This is a genomic window from Streptomyces sp. NPDC006711 (assembly GCF_042869775.1).
GTDB lineage: Bacteria > Actinomycetota > Actinomycetes > Streptomycetales > Streptomycetaceae > Streptomyces.
On the sequence record NZ_JBIAGO010000030.1, the window covers coordinates 22173 to 37885 of the forward strand.

13 protein-coding genes and 1 pseudogene are annotated in these 15713 nt (G+C 71.8%); 4 read left to right on the plus strand and 10 right to left on the minus strand.

The features are described from left to right. Positions 1 to 2: 2 nt before the first annotated feature. The 4 genes and pseudogenes from recX to ACFYM2_RS33400 form a co-directional block, all read right to left on the minus strand. A pseudogene (recX, locus tag ACFYM2_RS33385) lies at positions 3 to 764 on the minus strand (recombination regulator RecX); the annotation flags it as partial. After that, positions 665 to 1783, minus strand: coding sequence for a recombinase RecA (recA, locus tag ACFYM2_RS33390; RefSeq protein WP_388841415.1), 1119 nt, complete (start codon positions 1781 to 1783; stop codon positions 665 to 667). The gene recA and the pseudogene recX, both read right to left, overlap by 100 nt. A gap of 223 nt (positions 1784 to 2006) precedes the next feature. After that, entirely contained in the window at positions 2007 to 3104 is a 1098-nt protein-coding gene (locus ACFYM2_RS33395; RefSeq protein WP_388841438.1) for an AI-2E family transporter, read from the minus strand. A 524-nt stretch (positions 3105 to 3628) separates the two neighbouring features. Then, on the minus strand, positions 3629 to 3823 hold the full coding sequence (locus ACFYM2_RS33400) for a DUF3046 domain-containing protein (protein ID WP_350233027.1): 195 nt from the start codon (positions 3821 to 3823) through the stop codon (positions 3629 to 3631). A gap of 81 nt (positions 3824 to 3904) precedes the next feature. On the opposite strand from ACFYM2_RS33400, the gene ACFYM2_RS33405 reads away from it, so the two are divergent. The 4 genes from ACFYM2_RS33405 (at position 3905) to ACFYM2_RS33420 (ending at position 11549) form a co-directional block, all read left to right on the plus strand. Then, positions 3905 to 4846 carry a hypothetical protein gene (locus ACFYM2_RS33405; protein ID WP_388841418.1) on the plus strand — a complete coding sequence of 314 codons (942 nt, stop codon included), beginning with the start codon at positions 3905 to 3907 and terminating at the stop codon, positions 4844 to 4846. Positions 4847 to 4976: 130 nt separating this feature from the next. Beyond that, complete coding sequence (locus ACFYM2_RS33410) at positions 4977 to 9602, plus strand: ATP-dependent helicase (RefSeq protein WP_388841421.1); 4626 nt, start codon at positions 4977 to 4979, stop codon at positions 9600 to 9602. A gap of 48 nt (positions 9603 to 9650) precedes the next feature. Then, positions 9651 to 10418, plus strand: coding sequence for a DNA-formamidopyrimidine glycosylase family protein (locus ACFYM2_RS33415; RefSeq protein ID WP_388841424.1), 768 nt, complete (start codon positions 9651 to 9653; stop codon positions 10416 to 10418). Between the two features lie 366 nt (positions 10419 to 10784). Continuing rightward, positions 10785 to 11549: an SDR family NAD(P)-dependent oxidoreductase gene (locus tag ACFYM2_RS33420; protein ID WP_359006230.1), complete on the plus strand. Its 765-nt coding sequence runs from the start codon at positions 10785 to 10787 to the stop codon at positions 11547 to 11549. Here the strand turns inward: ACFYM2_RS33420 and ACFYM2_RS33425 are convergent. The 6 genes from ACFYM2_RS33425 to rimO form a co-directional block, all read right to left on the minus strand. Next, positions 11497 to 11727 carry a hypothetical protein gene (locus ACFYM2_RS33425; RefSeq protein WP_388841441.1) on the minus strand — a complete coding sequence of 77 codons (231 nt, stop codon included), beginning with the start codon at positions 11725 to 11727 and terminating at the stop codon, positions 11497 to 11499. The genes ACFYM2_RS33420 and ACFYM2_RS33425 overlap by 53 nt on opposite strands. A gap of 167 nt (positions 11728 to 11894) precedes the next feature. Beyond that, positions 11895 to 12365, minus strand: coding sequence for a DNA starvation/stationary phase protection protein (locus ACFYM2_RS33430; protein WP_359006227.1), 471 nt, complete (start codon positions 12363 to 12365; stop codon positions 11895 to 11897). A gap of 198 nt (positions 12366 to 12563) precedes the next feature. Next, entirely contained in the window at positions 12564 to 12953 is a 390-nt protein-coding gene (locus tag ACFYM2_RS33435; RefSeq protein ID WP_053726410.1) for a helix-turn-helix domain-containing protein, read from the minus strand. Positions 12954 to 13062: 109 nt separating this feature from the next. After that, entirely contained in the window at positions 13063 to 13572 is a 510-nt protein-coding gene (locus ACFYM2_RS33440) for a CinA family protein (protein ID WP_388462191.1), read from the minus strand. Beyond that, positions 13569 to 14237: a CDP-diacylglycerol--glycerol-3-phosphate 3-phosphatidyltransferase gene (gene pgsA, locus ACFYM2_RS33445; protein WP_388841427.1), complete on the minus strand. Its 669-nt coding sequence runs from the start codon at positions 14235 to 14237 to the stop codon at positions 13569 to 13571. The genes ACFYM2_RS33440 and pgsA overlap by 4 nt, the downstream gene beginning before the upstream one ends. Then, the gene (gene rimO, locus ACFYM2_RS33450; RefSeq protein WP_359006219.1) at positions 14234 to 15709 is read right to left on the minus strand and encodes a 30S ribosomal protein S12 methylthiotransferase RimO; all 1476 of its coding nucleotides are present in this window, start codon (positions 15707 to 15709) and stop codon (positions 14234 to 14236) included. Before rimO ends, pgsA begins: the two co-directional genes overlap by 4 nt. Between the last annotated feature and the right edge of the window lie 4 nt (positions 15710 to 15713).

Below are 15713 nucleotides of genomic sequence, written 5' to 3' on the forward strand. Positions count from 1 at the left end.
GCTCAGGGTTCGTACAGCTCGCCCAGGCCGCCCGGGCCGTCCAGGTCGTCCGCGTCGTCGGGGTGATCGCCCTCCTGCTCCAGTGCCTGGCGGACCACGCGCAGGGCCATGCCCTCCGGGTAGCCCTTGCGGGCGAGCATGCCCGCGAGGCGGCGCAGCCGGCGGTCGCGGTCGAGGCCGCGGGTGGCGCGGAGTTTGCGTGCGACCAGGGCGCGGGCGGTCTCTTCTTCGCGGTCGGAGTCGAGTTGGGCGACGGCTTCGTCGACGACCGACGCGTCCACGCCTTTGGTGCGCAGTTCGCGGGCGAGGGCGCGGCGGGCGAGGCCTCGGCCGTGGTGGCGGGACTCCACCCAGGCGTCGGCGAACGCCGCGTCGTTGATCAGGCCGACCTCTTCGAAGCGGGAGAGGACTTCTTCGGAGATCTCGTCGGGGATCTCCCGCTTCTTGAGGGCGTCGGCGAGTTGTTTGCGGGTGCGGGGGGTCCCGGTGAGCAGGCGCAGGCAGATGGCCCGCGCCCGCTCAGCCGGGTCCTGTGACGACGGCTCCTTCTCGGCCCTCGACGAGTCGGTGCCGTCGCCCGTTCCATCCGGGCCGCCCCGCCGGGAGCGGGCCCGCCGGGGGGCCGGTTCCTCGGGGTCGGCCCATTCGGTCCTGCGGGTCACCGCTAGCTCTTGGCAGCGGCGGCCTTGGCCGTCTTGGCCTTGGCGGCGGGGGCGGGCACGGCGGCGGTGTCCGCCGGGGCGGCGTCCGCGGTGTCCTTGGCGGGGTCGGCCGAGGCCGCGTCCGGCCGGACGCCGACGCCGAGCTTTTCGAGGATCTTCTTCTCGATCTCGTTGGCGAGGTCGGGGTTGTCCTTGAGGAAGTTGCGGGCGTTCTCCTTGCCCTGGCCGAGCTGGTCGCCTTCGTAGGTGTACCAGGCGCCGGCCTTGCGGACGAAGCCGTGCTCGACGCCCATGTCGATCAGGCCGCCCTCGCGGCTGATGCCCTGGCCGTAGAGGATGTCGAACTCGGCCTGCTTGAAGGGCGGCGCGACCTTGTTCTTGACGACCTTGACGCGGGTGCGGTTGCCGACCGCGTCGGTGCCGTCCTTCAGCGTCTCGATCCGGCGGATGTCGAGGCGTACGGAGGCGTAGAACTTCAGCGCCCGGCCACCGGTGGTGGTCTCGGGGGAGCCGAACATGACGCCGATCTTCTCGCGGAGCTGGTTGATGAAGATCGCGGTGGTCTTCGACTGGTTGAGCGCGCTGGTGATCTTCCTCAGGGCCTGGCTCATCAGGCGGGCCTGGAGGCCCACGTGGGAGTCGCCCATCTCGCCCTCGATTTCCGCGCGGGGCACCAGGGCCGCCACGGAGTCGATGACGATGAGGTCGAGGGCGCCGGAGCGGACCAGCATGTCGACGATTTCCAGTGCCTGCTCGCCGTTGTCGGGCTGCGAGAGGATCAGGTTGTCGATGTCGACGCCGAGCTTCTTGGCGTACTCGGGGTCGAGGGCGTGCTCGGCGTCGATGAAGGCCACCGAGCCGCCGAGCTTCTGCGCGTTGGCCACCGCGTGCAGGGTCAGGGTCGTCTTGCCGGAGGACTCCGGGCCGTACACCTCGACCACGCGGCCGCGCGGCAGGCCGCCGACGCCGAGTGCGACGTCGAGCGCGGTCGACCCGGTGGGGATGACCTCGATGGGCTCATTGGGCCGCTCGCCCAGGCGCATCACGGCGCCCTTGCCGAATTGCCGTTCAATCTGTGCGAGCGCGGCGTCGAGCGCCTTCTCGCGGTCGGTTCCTGCCATGGGTTCCACCCGATTTGCTTGAGTCGATCGCTTCACGTCAAAGACGCTAACCCCTGCCACTGACAATGGGCCCCGGCGTCCGTCCAGCCTGTGGATAACTCCACCGGAAACACGGTGGTGTCCCTGGGAGCGGCGCAGGAACACAGGGCCGCCTTCCCATGAGAATGGATGTTCGATTTTTGTGTCAAGCGAGCCACGCGGAGCGCGGGAGGCGCGGCGGACGCTACGAGGCGCCCGCGTCCGGCCGCGGTCCCCGGCCGCCCTGCTGGTGGCGGCCGTGCACCCGCCAGTCGTCCGTCACGTCGTAGCGCTTCACATAGGCGCCGAGGAACGCCTGGAGGGTCGCGACGGCCGGGATCGCGATCAGGGCGCCGACCGCCCCCATGAGCGCGGTGCCCGCGATCACCGAGCCGAAGGCGACCGCCGGGTGGATGTCCACGCTCCGCGCGGTGAGCTTGGGCTGGAGCATGTAGTTCTCGAATTGCTGGTAGATCACCACGAAGCCGAGCACCCACACCGCGTACCAGGGGTCCACGGTGAAGGCGAGCAGCATGGGCAGGGCGCCCGCCAGGTAGGTGCCGATGGTGGGGATGAACTGGGAGACCAGGCCCACCCACACGGCCAGCGCCGGGGCGTAGGGGACGCCCAGGATCTGGAGCAGGACGTAGTGCGCGACGCCGGAGATGAGCGCCATGAGGCTGCGTGAGTACAGGTAGCCGCCGGTCTTGTCGACGGCGATCTCCCAGGCCCGCAGCACCTCCGTCTGCCGGGCGGGCGGCAGCACGGAGCAGACCGCCCGGCGCAGCCGGGGCCCGTCGGCGGCGAAGTAGAACGCGAACAGGAAGATCGTCAGCAGTCGGAAGAGGCCGCCGAGGACGGTGGCGGAGACGTCGAGCACGCCGGTCGCGCTGTTTTGGACGTACTTCTTCAGCCAGTCGGAGTGCAGGAGGCTGTCGCGCACCTCGACCCGGGAGAGCTTGGTGTGGAAGCTGTGGTTGACCCAGTTGATCACCGAGTCGAGGTACTTGGGGAACTGCTCGACCATGTCGACGATCTGGCCTGCCAGCATCGAGCCGAGCAGCACGACGAAGCCGGCCGTCGCGATCAGCAGCGCGAAGAAGACCAGGAAGGTCGCGAGGCCCCGGCGCATTCCGCGGGCCGCCATCCGGCCCACGGCCGGTTCCATCGCGAGCGCGACGAAGAACGCGATCAGAATGTTGATCAGCAGGCCGATGAGCTGGTGGAAGGCCCAGCTGCCCAGCTGGAAACAGGCGTACAGGGCGAGCACGAGCACCGCCGCCCGGGGCAGCCAGCGCGGCATGTGCGCGGGCAGGCCGGCCCGCGGCGGCTGTCCGGAGGGGCCGCCGGGGTCGGGCGCGTCGCCGCGTGGGCCGTCCGCCCGGTCGGTCGCGCGGTCGTCGGTGTCGAGGTCATCAGTCGGTGCCACGGGCCAAGTCTCGCCCATGTGTCCGACAACGAGCCGCCGAGCCAGTCCAGGCCCAGGGCCAGGGGTCCCGGAGGGCCAGGGTCCCGGAGGGGGCCAGAGTCCCGGAGGGCGGGGCCAAGGTCCCGGGGAGCGGCGCCAAGGTCCCGGGGGCGGCGGGGCCAAGGTCCCGGGGGCCGGGGTTCCGGGGGGGGCGGGGTCCCGGAGGGCGGCGCCAAGGTCCCGGAGGGGGCCAGAGTCCCCGGTGGGCGAGGCCAAGGTCCCGGGGCCGGGGTTCCGGGGAGCCAGGGCCTCGGGGGTGGGGCGCTGGGGCGGGCGTGTCAGCGCTTGTCGTGGCCGTCACCCGAAGGCGTGTGCCGTGCTCGCGGCGGGGCGGGCCGGCGCTCGTGAAGGGGCAGGCTTCAGCGTTTGTCCCACGGCACGTCCATCGCGGCGCAGACGGCTCGCCAGACGTCCTTGGCCTCCCAGCCCGCGTCCAGCGCCTCGTGCACGGTGCGCCCGCCCAGTTCGGTCATCACGTGATCACGCGCGAAGGAGTCCGCGTACCCGGCGCCGAAGTGGTCGGCCATCCGCTCCCAGAAAATCGTCAACCGCATGACGTCAGTATCCCGCCCCTGGGAGTGCCGCCGGGGCCGTCGGGCCTGTCCACCGCTCCCTGGGGCCCTACCGTCTCCTCCATGGCTGGTTCTGGAGCATCCCCCCACTCCCCCCACTCCCCCGGTTCCCCGCTGGCGCGCGCCGAGCCCTTCGTCTGGCTGACGGCCAGGGTCCTGGAACAGCGCCGGTTCGCCCACCACTTCCTCGGCAAGGACGCCGACGCCGTGGAGGCGGCGCTCGCCGCCTACCAGGGCGATGACGGCGGCTACGGCTACGCGCTCGAACCCGATCTGCGCGGACCGGTGAGCCAGCCCCTGCACACCGCGCACGCGCTGCGGGTCCTGGACTCGGTGGGGCGGCTCGGCGGGCGCCTGGTGGAGCGCGTGTGCCGCTATCTGACCGGCGTCTCCACCAAGGACGGCGCGCTGCCCGTCCTGCACCCGTCGCAGCGGGGCTATCCGGCGGCGCCTTTCGTTCCGGTCCTGGACGACCCGCCCAGCGCCCTGCTGGCCACCGGCCCCGTGGTGGGTCTGCTGCACCGCAATCAGGTGTGGCACGCGTGGCTGTTTCGGGCCACGGACTTCTGCTGGGCCGCGGTCGACGCCCTTGAGATGTCGCATCCCTACGAGGTGGAGGCCGCGGTCGCCTTCCTCGATGGCGCTGCGGACCGCTCGCGCGCCGAGGCGGCCGCGGACCGGCTCGGCAGGCTGGTCAGGGAGCAGCGTCTCGCGGTGCTCGATCCGGCCCGGCTCGCCGAGTTTCCGATCTCGCCGGGGTACGCGCCGGGCGAGCACCATTTTCCGCACGACTACGCGCGTGTGCCGCAGTCGCTGGCGCGGCGCTGGTTCACCGACGAGGAGATGAAGCGCTCCCTCGATCATCTCGAGGCGGAGCAGCGGGAGGACGGCGGCTGGCCGGTCCGCTGGCGTGCGTGGGCGCCCGGTACGGCTCTGGAGTGCCGGCCCATGGTGACGATCGAGGCGTTGCGTACGTTGCGGGCGTACGGCCGTTTCATCGGCTGACGTGCCGCCCGGGCATCGAGCGGCCCGTGCCCCTGCTCGTGGGCCTGTGCTGCGTCGTGCTCGCGGGCCTGTGCTGCGTCGTGTTCGCCGGTCCGGGCCATTGTCAGTGGGTGGGTGCACGATGGGGACCATGGCAAGGACAGCGCTGGATTCCTTCTCGCCCGCGACGCGCGGCTGGTTCACGGGGGCTTTCACCGCGCCCACCGCGGCGCAGGAGGGTGCCTGGAAGGCGATCGCGGAGGGTTCGGACGTCCTGGTGGTCGCGCCGACCGGTTCGGGCAAGACGCTCGCGGCGTTCCTCGCCGCGCTGGACCGTCTCGCGGCCGCGCCGGCGCCCGCCGAGGCGAAGAAGCGCTGCCGGGTGCTGTACGTGTCGCCGCTGAAGGCCCTCGCGGTCGATGTGGAGCGCAATCTGCGTTCGCCGCTGACGGGGATCCGTCAGGAGTCGGTGCGTCTGGGTCTCGCGGAGCCGCAGGTCCGCGTGGGGATCCGCTCGGGGGACACCCCGCCGGCGGAGCGGCGGGCGCTGATCACCCGGCCGCCGGACATTCTGATCACGACGCCCGAGTCGCTGTTCTTGATGCTGACCTCTGCCGCGCGTGACGCGCTCGCGGGGGTGGAGACGGTGATCCTGGACGAGGTGCACGCGGTGGCCGGCACCAAGCGGGGGGCTCATCTGGCGCTGTCGCTGGAGCGGTTGGACGAGTTGCTGGCCCGTCCGGCGCGCCGGATCGGCCTGTCGGCGACGGTGCGTCCGGTCGATGAGGTGGCGCGTTATCTCTCGCCGCAGCGCAAGGTCGAGATCGTGCAGCCGCCGTCCGCCAAGGAGTTCGACCTGTCGGTGGTCGTGCCGGTGGAGGATCTGGCCGAGTTGGGCGCTTCGCCGGCGGCCGACGCCCAGGAGGGCGTGGAGAAACCCTCGATCTGGCCGCATGTGGAGGAGCGCATCGTCGATCTGGTGCAGGCGCACCGTTCGACGATCGTGTTCGCCAACTCCCGTCGGCTCGCGGAGCGTCTGTGCAACCGGCTCAACGAGATCGCCTACGAGCGGGCCGTGGGCGCGCCGCTTGGCGAGGACCACGCGCCGGCGGATCTGATGGGCGGCTCGGGTGCGGCGGCCGGCGCGCCCGCGCTGCTCGCCAAGGCGCATCACGGTTCGGTCTCCAAGGAGCAGCGGGCGGTGGTGGAGGAGGACTTGAAGGCGGGGCGGATCCCGGCGGTGGTGGCCACTTCGAGTCTTGAGCTGGGCATCGACATGGGTGCGGTGGATCTGGTGGTGCAGGTCGAGTCGCCGCCGTCGGTGGCGTCGGGGTTGCAGCGTGTGGGCCGTGCGGGGCATCAGGTCGGCGCGGTGTCCACCGGTGTCGTCTTCCCCAAGTACCGGGGTGATCTGGTGCAGTCGGCGGTGGTGACCGAGCGGATGCGGGCGGGGGCGATCGAGGCGCTGCGGGTTCCGTCCAATCCGCTGGATGTGCTGGCGCAGCAGCTGGTCGCGATGACCGCCCTCGACACCTGGCAGGTGGATGACCTGTTGGCGCTGGTGCGGCGGGCCGCGCCGTTCGCGGCGCTGCCGGAGTCGGCGTTCACGGCGGTCCTGGACATGCTGGCGGGCCGTTATCCCTCGGACGCGTTCGCGGAGTTGCGTCCGAGGGTGGTGTGGGACCGGGTGGGGGGTACGGTCACGGGCCGTCCCGGCGCTCAGCGGCTCGCGGTCACTTCGGGCGGCACCATCCCCGACCGGGGTCTGTTCGGTGTCTTTCTGGCGGGGTCGGACCCGAAGAAGGGCGGCGGGCGGGTCGGTGAGCTGGACGAGGAGATGGTGTACGAGTCGCGGGTGGGTGATGTCTTCACGCTGGGCACCACGTCGTGGCGTATCGAGGACATCACGCGTGACCGGGTCCTGGTGTCGCCGGCGCCGGGCGTGCCGGGCAGGCTGCCGTTTTGGAAGGGTGACCAGCTGGGCCGTCCGCTGGAGTTGGGGCGTGCGCTGGGCGCGTTCTTGCGTGAGGTCGGTTCGATGTCCGGCGACGACGCGAGGCTTCGGCTGCTGAGCGCGGGTCTGGACGCGTGGGCGGCGGACAATCTGATCGGCTATCTCGACGAGCAGCGCCGCGCGTGTGGTCACATCCCGGACGACCGGACGATCGTGGTGGAGCGTTTCAGGGACGAGCTGGGTGACTGGCGGGTGGTCATCCACTCTCCCTTCGGGGCGCAGGTGCACGCCCCTTGGGCGCTGGCGCTCGGTGCCCGCCTCGCCGAGCGGTACGGCATGGACGCGCAGGTGATGCACGCCGACGACGGCATTGTGCTGCGGCTGCCCGACGCCGACATGATGGGTCTTGATCTCCTCGATCAGGATCCGGCGCGGCTGGACACCACGTACGACAGCGAGCGGGCTCCTGTTGGGGCGGCGGACACGGTTTTCGACAAGGGTGAGATCGAGCAGATCGTCACCGACCAGGTCGGCGGCTCGGCGTTGTTCGCCTCGCGTTTTCGCGAGTGCGCGGCGCGTGCCCTGCTGTTGCCTCGGCGTACTCCCGGCAAGCGCACCCCGCTGTGGCAGCAGCGCCAGCGGGCGGCTCAACTCCTGGAGGTGGCGAGCGAGTTCGGGTCGTTCCCGATCGTCTTGGAGGCGGTGCGTGAGTGCCTTCAGGATGTGTTCGACGTGCCGGGGCTCACCGAGCTGATGGGTGATTTGGAGGCGCGCCGGGTGCGTCTGGTGGAGGTGACCACGCCGGAGCCGTCGCCGTTCGCCCGCTCGCTCCTGTTCGGTTATGTCGCGCAGTTCCTCTACGAGGGTGATTCGCCGCTCGCCGAGCGCCGGGCGGCCGCCCTGTCGTTGGATTCTCGTCTGCTGGCGGAGCTGCTTGGTCAGGCGGAGCTGCGCGAGCTGCTTGACGGTGAGGTGCTGGCCGAGCTGGAGCAGGAGCTTCAGTGGCTCACCGAGGACCGCCGCATCAAGGACGTCGAGGGCGTCGCGGATCTGCTGCGGGTTCTGGGGCCGCTCACGGAGGCGGAGTTGGCGGCGCGGGGCGCCGAGTCCGGCTGGGCTTTGGAGCTGGAGCGGTCGCGGCGCGCGCTGCGGGTGCGGATCGCCGGCGCGGACCACTGGGCGGCGATCGAGGACGCGGGGCGGCTGCGGGACGCGCTGGGCACGGCGCTTCCCGTCGGTGTGCCCGAGGCGTTCACCGAGCCGGTGAAGGACCCGCTGGGTGATCTGCTGTCGCGTTACGCGCGCACGCACGGCCCGTTCACGTCGGCGACGGCCGCGTCCCGGTTCGGCCTTGGCACCGCGGTCACCGATGGCGCGCTGCACCGTCTGGCGGCGTCGGGGCGGGTGGTGCAGGGCGAGTTCCATCCGGCGGGCATCGGTCAGGAGTGGTGCGACGCGACGATCCTGCGCAGGCTGCGCAGGCGTTCGCTCGCGGCGCTGCGCCAGGAGCTGGAACCGGTGCCGCCGGCCGCGCTGGCCGGTTTTCTGCCGCCCTGGCAGCATCTGGGCGGCAGTTCCCTGCGCGGCATCGACGGTCTGGCGCGGGCCGTGGAGCAGTTGCAGGGCGCGGCTGTGCCGGCTTCGGCGCTGGAGAAGCTGATCCTTCCGTCGCGGGTGTCGGACTACAGCCCGGCGCTCCTTGACGAGCTCACCACCACCGGTGAGGTGGTGTGGGCGGGGGCGGGCGCGCTGCCCGGCAAGGACGGCTGGGTGTGTCTGTATCTCGCCGACGCGGCGCCGCTGCTGCTGCCGCCCCCGCATCCGCTGGAGCTGACGGCGCTGCACGAGTCGGTGCTCAGCGCGCTCGCGCCCGGTTACGGCCTGTTCTTCCGCCAGCTCGCCGACCAGGTCCGCGCCACCACCCACCCGCAGGTGAGCGAGGTGCAACTCGCGGACGCGGTATGGGATTTGGCGTGGTCGGGGCGGCTGACCAACGACACGCTGGCGCCGCTGCGTTCCGTGCTGGGCTCCGGGCGCACCGCGGGGTCCACGGCCCACCGCGCCAAGCGGCCCGTCCCGCGCGGCCGTTACGGCACGCTGAGCGCCGCCGCCCGCACCGCGTCGCGCACGGGGCCGCCCACGGTGTCGGGCCGCTGGTCGCTGCTGCCCGAACGTGAGAGCGACGCGACGCACCGCGCGCACGCTCTGGCCCGCACTCTGCTTGACCGGCATGGCGTGGTCACCCGGGGCGCGGTGCAGGCCGAGGGCGTCGAGGGCGGCTTCGCGGCGACGTATCGCGTCCTGGCGGCGTTCGAGGACAGCGGGCAGGCGCGGCGCGGCTATGTGGTGGAAGGCCTCGGCGCCGCCCAGTTCGCGATGGACGGCGCGGTGGACCGGCTGCGGGCGGCGGCCACCGCCCGGGACCGGGGCAGCGACGCGCGAACGCCCGCGCAGGGCGTCGTCCTGGCGGCCGCCGACCCGGCCAACGCCTACGGCGCGGCGCTGCCCTGGCCCGAGGCGCCGGGCGGGGCCGGGCACAAGCCGGGCCGCAAGGCGGGCTCCCTGGTCGTCCTGGTCGACGGCGAGCTCGTGCTGTATCTGGAGCGCGGCGGGAAGTCGTTGCTGGCGTGGGCGTCCGGGCCCGACGACGCGGCGCTGGGCACGGCGGTGGGTGCGCTGGCGGGCTCGGCGCGGGCGGGACGGCTGGGGACGATCACCGTGGAGCGGGCCAATGGGGATCCGGCGCTGACCTCGCCGCTCGCTGGGGCCCTGGAGGCGGCGGGTTTCGTGGCGACGCCCAAGGGGCTGCGTCTGAGACCGTGACGCGGGCGCGGGCAAGCCCTTGTCCGCCGCGCCCGGCACAATTGACCCATGCCCGAAGGCGACACCGTCTACCAGGCCGCGCGGCGGCTGCACACAGCGCTGGCCGGACAGGTTCTGACCCGCTCCGATCTGCGGGTGCCGCGGTTCGCCACGGCCGACCTGACCGGTCGGGCCGTGCTGGATGTGACTCCGCGCGGCAAGCATCTGCTGACCCGTATCGAGGGCGGCCTGACCCTCCACTCCCATCTGCGGATGGACGGATCCTGGCGGATCTTCGCGGCCGGTGAGCGCTGGAACGGCGGCCCCGCCCACCAGATCCGGGCGATCCTGGCGAACGCCGGGCACACGGCGGTCGGCTACCGGCTGCCCGTCCTTGAACTGCTGCGTACGCGCGACGAGACGAAAGCGGTGGGCCATCTGGGCCCGGACCTGCTGGGCCCGGACTGGGACGCGGAGATCGCGCTGCGCAACCTGCTGAGCGATCCGGGGCGCCCGCTGGGCCAGGCCCTGCTGGACCAGCGCAATCTGGCCGGGGTCGGCAACGTCTTCAAGTCGGAGATCTGTTTCGCGCTGCGGGTCGTACCGTGGCTGGAGATCGGGCAACTGCCCGCGCCGGAGCGCGTGGTGGACACCGCCAAGCGGCTCCTTGAGGCCAACAAGGACCGGCCGGTGCGCCAGGCGTACATCTACGGCCGGGCGAACCGGCCGTGCCCGCGCTGTCGCACCCCCATCCGCACCACCATGGAACGCGACCCGCAGGGCCGCGAGCGCCCCACCTACTGGTGCCCCACGTGCCAGCCCTCCCCCACGTTGTGACACGCGACGATTCACCCCGGGCCACTCGGAGCCGGGGCGACGGTCCACCCTGGCCCGCTCAGAACCGGGGCCGACGGTTCACCCTGGGCCACTCGGAGCGAGGCGACGGTCCGCCCCGGGCAGCTCGGAGCGGGGCGACGGTTAATTCACCCTGGGCCGCTCGGAGCGGGGCGACGTCCTGCCCTGGGCCGCCCGGAGTCGGGGGCGACGGTTCACCCCTGCCCTGGCCCGCCCGGAGCCGGGGGCGCCGGTTCACCCCTCCCCTGGGCCGCCCGGACCGGCGCGACGGTCCGCCCTGGATCGCCGCACCTCCGGCAGCCCGCACGGTTATTGACGGCCCGTCAGATCCAGTCGTACGGTCCCGGCGTGGCCCTCACGGCGTACGACCTCAGCGGCCGCACGGCCTTCGTCACCGGCGCCGCCGGCGGGATCGGCCGCGCGAGCGCCCTGCTGCTCGCGGGAGCCGGCGCGCGGGTGCACTGCGCGGACCGCGACGAGGCGGGCCTGGAGGAGACCCGGGCGCTGATCGCCGAGGCGGGCGGCGCCGCCCACCTGCACCGTCTCGATGTCGCCGACCGCGCCCAGGTCGAAGCGGCGGTGCGGGCGGCGGGGCCCGTCCATGTGCTGGCGGCGATCGCGGGGATCATGCACTCCGGCTCGGTTTTGGAGAGCGACGACGCGGACCTGGCGCGGGTCATGTCCGTCAATTTCCTGGGCGTGCTGCACGCCTGCCGGGAGGTGGCCCGCGTGATGATCGCCCACGGCATCGGGGGTTCCCTCATCACGATGGCCTCCGGCGCCGTGGACTCCGCGCGGCCGGATCTGTTCTGCTACAGCGTCTCCAAGGCGGCGGTGGTGCAGCTCACGAGGACCCTCGCGAGCGAACTCGGGCCGTACAGGATCCGCGTCAACGCCGTGGCTCCCGGCTGGATCCGCACCCCGATGACCGAGCGGCACGCGGCCGGCGAGCAGGAGCGGGTGGAGTCGATGATGGTCCGTCTCTCCCCGCTGGGCCGGCTGGGCACCCCTGAGGATGTCGCCCATACCGTGCTGTACCTCGCCACGGACGCCTCGGCGTTCACGACGGGTCAGATCCTGCGTCCCAACGGCGGCGTCTCCATGCCCTGGTAGGGCGCGCCCCACCGGCCGGCAGGGCCGCCACATGCACCGGCAGCAGGCTCAGCCCCCAGCCGCCCGCGACCATCGCGCCCTCGATGAGCCCGGCGTGGCCGGGCACGAACACCAGCCTCAGCACGGCCCACCACCAAAGGCCCGCCACTATGAGCGCGGGTATCCAACGCACCGCCACCGCCATGGGTCGCCTCCTCGGGCCGACGCTAGACCGCCGGGAAACCCGCCGGGAGGGCGCACCGGGTGCGGGCCCGGCGCGCTCGGTGTCCCCCACGCCTCACCGGGCCCGCCCCCGCCCCCGGGCGGTCGCCCACGCGCGGTGGCCCGCCGCCCCTTCGGCGGGGTTCAGACGGTTTCCGCCTGGAACATCCAGGCGTGCTTCTCCAGGTCGGCGGTGAGGCCGATGAGGATGTCCTGGGTGATCGGGTCGGGCTCGTCGGTCGCCGCGATGCGTTCGCGCATCCGGCCGATGACCACTCCGAGCGCGTCCACCAGGACCTTCACGGCCTGAATGTCCTTGATCCAGCCTTCGGGGACGGTGTCGATCGCGCTGGACTTCGCCACCGTGGCGGACCGCCCGTCGGGGCTCACGCCGATGGCGCTGGCCCGCTCGGCCACGGTGTCCGAGTGCTGGCGCGCGGTGGTGACGACCTCGTCCAGCTGGAGGTGGACGGAGCGGAATCGGGGGCCGACCACGTTCCAGTGCACCTGCTTGGCCACCAGGGAGAGGTCCACGAGATCCACCAGGGCGCCCTGGAGCGCGTCGCCGACCACCTTGAGGTCGGAGTCGGACAGCGGGCTCTTGATGTAGGACATGCGATTCCTCCACTCGGACGGAACGTCCGCGACGTTCCCCGCACGAGGGGAACACTCCTGCGAGTCGTCCGGACGTATGCGCGATCTCCTACCACACTGCCACAGAAGCCCCGAAACGGGCGCGCCGGAAAAACCCGAGCCCCGTCCGGTCACATGACCGGACGGGGCTCGGGACAAGCCTGGGCGCGAACCTGAGGATCAGGCCGCGACGACGTCCACCGCTTCCGCGGGCGCCTTGATCGTCACCCGCTCCGTCGGCACACCAGTCACCGACGTCACGGAGATCGAATTGAGCATCGGACGTACCGGCGCACGCACCGGCACCGGATCACTCGCTGCCGCAGAGGCAGCGAGCTCGGCGAGTGCCAGCTCGTCGCTCACTTCGCGCATGAGCTCGGACATCCGTACGTCAAGCGCGTCGCAGATCGCGGAGAGCAGCTCGGAGGATGCCTCCTTCTGCCCCCGCTCCACCTCGGAGAGATAGCCGAGTGAGACTCGGGCGGACGAGGAGACTTCGCGCAGAGTACGGCCCTGGCGCTGGCGCTGCCGACGCAGCACGTCACCCAGCAGGCGACGGAGCAGAATCATCGGTGGCTCCCTCCTCGGACCGCGTAGCCGCATCCTTCACGCCCCACCGTACCGCCTCGCGCCGCGGCCGTGCGGGGAGCGATGTCGTGTTCACTCAGGGCTGCAAACATCAAATCCCCCCGTTCTGTTCCGTATCCTGTGCCCGCCCAGCCTTGCGGAGTTCAGTGGAGAGCAGTTCGAGCACGCTGCGTACACTCTCTCTACGGATTTCCGCCCGGTCGCCGTTCAACCGCAAAGCGACTGTTTTCTTCGCGCCCCCGGGGCCAACGGCCGAAACGTATACCGTCCCCACCGGCCGGCCGTCCTGCGGCTCGGGGCCTGCCACCCCCGTGGTCGCGATGCCCCAGCTCGCGTCGAGCGCCCGGCGTACGCCCGCCGCCATCTGCGACGCGACCTCGGGATCGACCGCCCCGCGCTCGGCAAGCAGGGCCCGGTCCACCCCCAGCAGGGCCCCCTTGAGGTCGGTCGCGTACGCCGTCACCGAGCCGCGGAAAACACGCGAGGCACCGGGCACCGACGTCAGCTCGGCCGCCACGAGGCCACCCGTCAGGGACTCCGCCACCGCGAGCGTTTGATTACGCTCCGTGAGCAGGGCCAGGACCCGGGCCGCCTCGCTCATGACGCCGGATCCTGGGACGCGCGCCGCGCGGCGAGTCCCTGGCGCCTCAGCACGATCGCCTGCCGCACGTAGTCGATAGCGGTGACCACCGTCAAAACCACCGCGATCGCCATCACCCAGAAGCGCAGGGTGGCCAGCGGGCCGGTCAGGGCCAACACGTACATGCCGGTCGCGGTGCCCTGGGCGAGGGTCTTGAGCTTGCCGCCGCGACTGGCCGGAATCACCCCGTGCCGGATGACCCAGAAACGCATGAGCGTGATGCCCAGTTCCCGGAAGAGGATGACACCGGTGACCCACCAGGGCAGGTCGCCGAGGTAGGAGAGGCAAATCAGCGCGGCCCCCATGATCGCCTTGTCGGCGATCGGGTCGGCGATCTTCCCGAAGTCGGTGACCAGGTTGTAGGTGCGCGCCAGGTGCCCGTCGAAGATGTCGGTGATCATGGCGACGGCGAAGGCCGCCCAGGCCCAGGCCCGCATCGCCGGGTCGTATCCGCCGTCCGCGAGCAGCAGCATCACGAAGCCCGGCACGAGCACGAGCCGGAGCATGGTCAGGATGTTGGCGATGTTCCAGAGGCTGGCCTGGTTGACGGCCGCAGCACCCAGCTTGCCGCCGGGCGCCGGCGCACGGCCGGTACCGCCCGCCGTCGACGCCGGGACTCCGGTCATCTGCCCGCCTCCTCGGCCCCGCCGAGCAATTCGACCACGAGGTCGACACCTTCGGTGGCGACCACCTTCGCCTCGACGATACGGCCCGGCGCAAGGCCCGCGCTCTCGGTGAAGATCACCTGGCCGTCGGTCTCGGGCGCCTGGTGCTCGGCGCGGCCGACCGCTCCTTCCGCGTCGTCGCCGTCCACGCTCTCCACCAGGACCCGCACGGTGTCGCCGACGCGCTCCTCGGCGCGCTGCGCGGTCAGCTCCTCGGCCAGGCGCGACAGGTGCGCGAGGCGTGCGGCGATGGTGTCCTCGTCGAGCTTGTTGTCGTAGCCGAGCGCTTCGGTGCCCTCCTCGTCGGAGTAGCCGAAGACACCGATCGCGTCCAGGCGGGCGGCGGTGAGGAAGCGTTCCAGCTCCTTGAAGTCCTCCTCGCTCTCCCCGGGGAAGCCGACGATGAAGTTGGAGCGGACCCCGGCCGCAGGCGCCTTGGCGCGGATGGTGTCGAGCAGTTCCAGGAAGCGCTCGGTGTCGCCGAAGCGCCGCATCGCGCGCAGCACGCCGGGCGCGGAGTGCTGGAAGGAGAGGTCGAAGTACGGCACGACCTTCTCGGTCGAGGTGAGCACGTCGATGAGGCCCGGGCGCATCTCGGCGGGCTGGAGGTAGCTGACCCGCACCCGCTCGATGCCCTCGACCTGGGCGAGCTCGGGCAGCAGGGTCTCCAGGAGACGGATGTCGCCCAGGTCCTTGCCGTAGGAGGTGTTGTTCTCGGAGACCAGCATGATCTCCTTGACGCCCTGTTCGGCCAGCCAGCGGGTCTCGCCGAGCACGTCGCTGGGGCGGCGTGAGATGAACGAGCCGCGGAAGGAGGGGATCGCGCAGAACGAGCAGCGGCGGTCGCAGCCGGAGGCCAGCTTCACGGAGGCGACGGGGCTGGTGTCGAGCCTGCGCCGCAGCGGGGCGCGCGGCCCGGAGGCGGGCGCGAGGCCGTCGGGCAGGTCCTCGGGCGAGGTGTCCTGGGCGTGTCCGGGCAGCGCCACATCGGGGGCGGCCTGGCGCTCGGCCGGGCTGATCGGCAGCAGCTTGCGGCGGTCGCGGGGGGTGTGCGAGGCGTGGATGCCGCCGTTGAGGATGGTCTGGAGGCGGTCGGAGATGTCGGCGTAGTCGTCGAAGCCGAGTACGCCGTCGGCCTCGGGGAGCGCTTCGGCGAGGTCCTTGCCGTACCGCTCGGCCATGCAGCCGACCGCGACGACGGCCTGGGTCCTGCCGTGATCCTTCAGATCGTTGGCTTCCAGGAGGGCGTCGACGGAGTCCTTCTTGGCTGCTTCGACGAATCCACAGGTGTTGACGACGGCGACGTCCGCGTCCGATGCGTCCTCGACGAGCTCCCAGCCGTCCGCTGCCAAGCGGCCTGCGAGCTCCTCCGAGTCCACCTCGTTACGGGCGCAGCCAAGAGTGACAAGGGCGACGGTGCGGCGTTCGGGCATGGAC